This is a genomic window from Mitsuaria sp. TWR114, assembly GCF_007997345.1.
Genome location: NZ_VOSR01000209.1, coordinates 1 through 4,140 on the forward strand (window position 1 = coordinate 1; position 4,140 = coordinate 4,140).

Annotated in this window: 5 protein-coding genes and 1 pseudogene; 1 reads left to right on the top strand and 5 read right to left on the bottom strand. The window is 71.3% G+C overall.

Annotated features, from left to right (window positions below; genetic code table 11):
• The 5 genes and pseudogenes from FUT87_RS09615 to gmk all read right to left on the bottom strand — a co-directional run.
• Positions 1 to 734, bottom strand: a 734-nt coding sequence (locus FUT87_RS09615; RefSeq protein ID WP_310735151.1) for a two-component regulator propeller domain-containing protein, incomplete at its 3' end; no start/stop codon positions are given.
• Positions 735 to 918: 184 nt separating this feature from the next.
• Positions 919 to 2,322: pseudogene (locus FUT87_RS09620) on the bottom strand (FAD-binding oxidoreductase); the annotation flags it as partial.
• Positions 2,319 to 2,651, bottom strand: a complete 333-nt coding sequence (locus FUT87_RS09625; protein ID WP_147240890.1) for a DUF2069 domain-containing protein — start codon at positions 2,649 to 2,651, stop codon at positions 2,319 to 2,321. The pseudogene FUT87_RS09620 and the gene FUT87_RS09625, both read right to left, overlap by 4 nt.
• A gap of 183 nt (positions 2,652 to 2,834) precedes the next feature.
• Positions 2,835 to 3,038, bottom strand: a complete 204-nt coding sequence (rpoZ, locus tag FUT87_RS09630; RefSeq protein ID WP_058936171.1) for a DNA-directed RNA polymerase subunit omega — start codon at positions 3,036 to 3,038, stop codon at positions 2,835 to 2,837.
• Positions 3,039 to 3,060: 22 nt separating this feature from the next.
• Complete coding sequence (gene gmk / locus FUT87_RS09635) at positions 3,061 to 3,684, bottom strand: guanylate kinase (RefSeq protein ID WP_091723212.1); 624 nt, start codon at positions 3,682 to 3,684, stop codon at positions 3,061 to 3,063.
• Between the two features lie 121 nt (positions 3,685 to 3,805).
• Between gmk and FUT87_RS09640 the strand changes: the two genes are divergently transcribed.
• The coding region (locus FUT87_RS09640) for a DNA-3-methyladenine glycosylase (RefSeq protein ID WP_147240889.1) at positions 3,806 to 4,140 on the top strand (335 nt) is incomplete at its 3' end.

Below are 4,140 nucleotides of genomic sequence, written 5' to 3' on the forward strand. Positions count from 1 at the left end.
GCGCGGCCATCGGGCCCGATGGTCAGCTGGGTCTGACCCAGCGACGGCACGTCGGAGGCGACGAAGCGGGCGCCGCCCGCGGGCCGGACGAAGACGGTGCGATCGGTGACGCACCAGACGTTGCCGGCCGCGTCGACCGCCACCGACAGCGCGATCGGCGCCTGTCCGCTGCCGTCGTCGAAGCCGGAGCCCGGGTCCATCGCGACCCAGCCGGCGCCCTGGCGCTTGAGCAGCGAGCGGCCGGTGGCGACCCAGAGCGTGCCGTCGCGCTCGGCCGCGAAGGCGCGGGTGGAGGTGACGAAATGGCCGGTCGCTGGCTCGACCTGGACGATGCGCCCCTGGCGGACCAGCGCGAGGCCGCCTTCGAGCAGGCCCACCCACAGGCCGTTGTCGGCGGTCGCGAAGAGCGACAGCACCTGGCGGCTGGGCAACTGCTCGCCGGCGATCGTGTCGAAGCGCTCGAAGCGCAGGCCGTCGAAGCGGAACAGGCCGTTGCCGGTGCCCAGCCAGAGGTAGCCGTCGCTCGTCTGCGCGATCGCCATCACCGGTCCCGGCATGCCGTCCTTCAGGCCCCAGCTCGTGTGCTGCAGATGGGCCAGGGGCTGCTCGGAAGGCGTCGAGGACTGCGCCTGTGCGGCGACGCCGGACAGCGCGAGCGCCAGGGCCAGCGCGATGGCGTGCGGCCGGCCGACGCGCGCGGCGGACAGCGAGCCACGCGGGCGCGGCGGTTGCATCGAGGGCGGATTCGGGACGGGCATCGAGGACGGAGAGACGGGCGGCACGCGCAAGCGCGAGGATTGTGCCCGCGCGGCCAGCACGATCCGTGCAAGCGCCGGTGACTGGCCTCTCTAAAGGAAAGCGCTCGCCGAAAGCGCCCGGTGGAAGCGCCCGGTGGAAGCGCCGCGCGCCTTCAGACCACCGGCCGGGGTTCAGCAGCCCGCGCGGATCCAGCGCCTGCTTGATCTGGCGCATCAGCTGCAGGGCCACCGGGCTCTTGCGCTGCGCCAGCTCCTCGCGCTTGAGCTGACCGATGCCGTGCTCGGCCGAGATCGAGCCGCCGTGCGCGGCCACTTGGTCGTAGACCAGCGCGTTGACCGCCGCCTCGTGCGTGCGCAGGAAGTCCGCGGGCGCGACGCCCTCCGGCGCCTGGACGTTGTAGTGCAGGTTGCCGTCGCCCAGATGGCCGAAGTCCACCAGCCGCGAGCCGGGGAAACGCTCGGCCAGCAATCGGTCGCAGCCTTCGACGAAATCGGGGATCCGCGACACCGGCAGCGCGATGTCGTGCTTGATGTTCAGGCCTTCCTCGCTCTGCGCCAGCGGAATGGACTCGCGCAGGTGCCACATCGCATGGCTCTGCGCCAGCGTCTCGGCCACCGCCGCGTCGTCGATGACGCCGCGCTCCAGCGCGTCCTCGAGCAGGGCCTCGAACTGCGCGCGGGCATGGGTCTCGCCCTCGCTGTCCGACAGCTCCAGCAGCACCGTCCACGGCCTCGGGCCCAGCGGCTGCGTCAACTGCGGGAAATGCTTGCCCACCAGGGCCAGCGACAGCGCGTTCATCACCTCGAAGCCGGTCAGCGCCGCGCCGCAGCGCGCCTGCGCCAGGCCCAGCAGCGCGACCGCGTCGCGCAGCGTGTCGCAGGCGGCCAGCGCCGTCATCCGGGCCAGCGGCAACGGATGCAGCTTCAGCGTCGCGGCCGTGATCACGCCCAGCGTGCCTTCCGACCCGATGAAGAGGTCGCGCAGGTCGTAGCCGGTGTTGTCCTTGCGCAGGCCGGACAGCCCGTCCCAGACGGTCCCGTCCGCGGTCACCACTTCCAGGCCCAGGCACAGCTCGCGCGCGTTGCCGTAGCGCAGCACCTGGGTGCCGCCGGCGTTGGTCGCCAGGTTGCCGCCGATGGTGCAGCTGCCTTCGGCGGCCAGGCTCAGCGGGAAGAGCAGGCCGGCGTCCCGCGCCGCCTGCTGCACCTGCTGCAGCACGCAGCCGGCGTCGACGGTCATCGTCAGGTTGGCGGGGTCGATCTGGCGCACGCGGTTGAGCCGCTGCAGGCTCAGCAGCAATTGCGTGCCGGAGTCGTCCGGCACGCCGCCCCCCACCAGGCCGGTGTTGCCGCCTTGCGGGACCAGCGGCACGCCGTGCTCGCGCGCCAGCGACACGATCGCCGCGACCTGCGCGGTGTCGGCCGGCCGCACGACCGCCAGCGCGCGACCCGCATAGCGCTTGCGCCAGTCGCGCTCGTAGCCGGAAAGGTCGTGCTCGCCGGGCAGCAGGACATGCGCCTGGCCCAGGCAGGCGCGCAGGGCGTCGATCAGTGCGGCGCTCATGCGGGGTCTCCCGTCGATCCGGCCTCGGCCGTGCGGGCCTGGGCCAGCCGCAGGCGGATCTGCGCCGCGCAGGCGATGAAGATCGTCAGCGACAGGGCGACCTCGATCCAGGCCAGCGCCATGCCGGCGCCGCCCTCGGAGGTGCCGCGCACCAGGCCCTCGGTCATGTAGAGCCAGATCATCAGGCTGACCCAGCGGTAGGTGTAGAGCCGGTAGCGCCACAGGCCGGGCAGCGGCAGCAGCAGCGGCAGGGCCTTGATCGCGAGCGTGCCGCGGCCGGTCGGCGCGAGCCACAGCTCCCAGGCCAGGCAGACCAGCGCCAGCGCCAGCGTCGCGAGGCGAGGTCGACCGCATCGCCGCGGACGGCGCCCGCTTCTGGGTCATCCGCGAGAAGAGCGGCAACGCGGTGGAGATCGACGCGGCGTTCTGGCGGGAGCGGGCGAGGCCGGTGTGAGCGCCCTATGAAAAACGCCCCGCGAGCGGGGCGTTTCGATCCAGCGGTCGGCCGGGAATCAGACCGGCACGCGGCGCAGCATTTCCACGCCGACGTCGCCGTTGGCGACTTCGCGCAGCGCGGTCACGCCGGGCTTGTTCTTCGACTCCAGCTTCGGCGCGTGGCCTTGGCTCAGCATGCGGGCGCGATAGGTCGCGGCGAGCACCAGCTGGAAGCGGTTCGGGATCTTGGTCAGGCAGTCTTCGACGGTGATGCGGGCCATGCGGGTTCCTGAGGGGACGGGGTTACTCGATGAGGTCGAGCGCGCGGAACACGGTCGACCGGTTGCGGCGCTGGGTCGCGTATTTTAGCCGCTGCGCCTGGACGATGGCCTTCAGGTCGAAAAGCGCCGTCTCGAAGACGGCATTGATGACCACGAAATCGAAGTGTTTCGCTTGCGCGACTTCCTCCCGGGCGGTCTGCATGCGCTTGGCGATCACCGCTTCCTCGGTGTCGCCGCGCCGGACCAGGCGCTGCTTCAGTTCCTCCCAGCTCGGCGGCAGGATGAAGATCAGCACCGCATGCGGGAACAGCTGCTTGATCTGCAGCGCGCCCTGGTAATCGATCTCCAGCACGACGTCGTCGCCATGCGAGATGCGCGCCTCGATCGCCGCGCGGGAGGTGCCGTAGAGGTTGTCGTGGACCTGCGCCCACTCGAAGAACTCCCCGCGGTCGACCATGGCCCGGAATTCCTCCGGGGTGACGAACAGGTATTCGCGGCCGTGCTGTTCCTGGCCGCGCGGCGCGCGCGAGGTGTGCGAGACGGAGACGCTCAGCTTGGCGTCCAGTTCCAGCAGCGCCTTGACGAGGCTGGATTTGCCGGCACCGCTGGGGGCGGCGACAACGAAGAGATTGCCCGGGTATTCCATCGCGCGATTTTATAGAGGACGGCGTGAAGGCTTCGACAGGCCGCCCGGCCGCGGGCCGCGGGGACCGCGCACTCGTTCACGCCGACGCAGGCACGGGGCGTCGATCCGCAATACTGGCGCGATGCAGCAGATCGATTTCACGGAGAGCCCGGTCCTGGTGGCGCGGCAGCTCATCGGGTGGACGGTGCTGGTGGACGGTGTCGGCGGCGTCATCGTCGAGACCGAGGCCTATGACCAGGACGACGAGGCCTCGCATTGCTTCGTCGGCCTGACCCCGCGCAACGCGGCGATGTTCGGCCCGCCGGGGCATGCGTACGTGTACCGGAGCTACGGCCTGCACTGGTGCCTGAACTTCGTGTGCCGTCCCGAGGGCCACGGCGCCGGCGTGCTGATCCGCGCGCTCGAACCGACGCATGGCATCGACCGCATGGCCGAACGCGCGGCACCGCGGTGCCG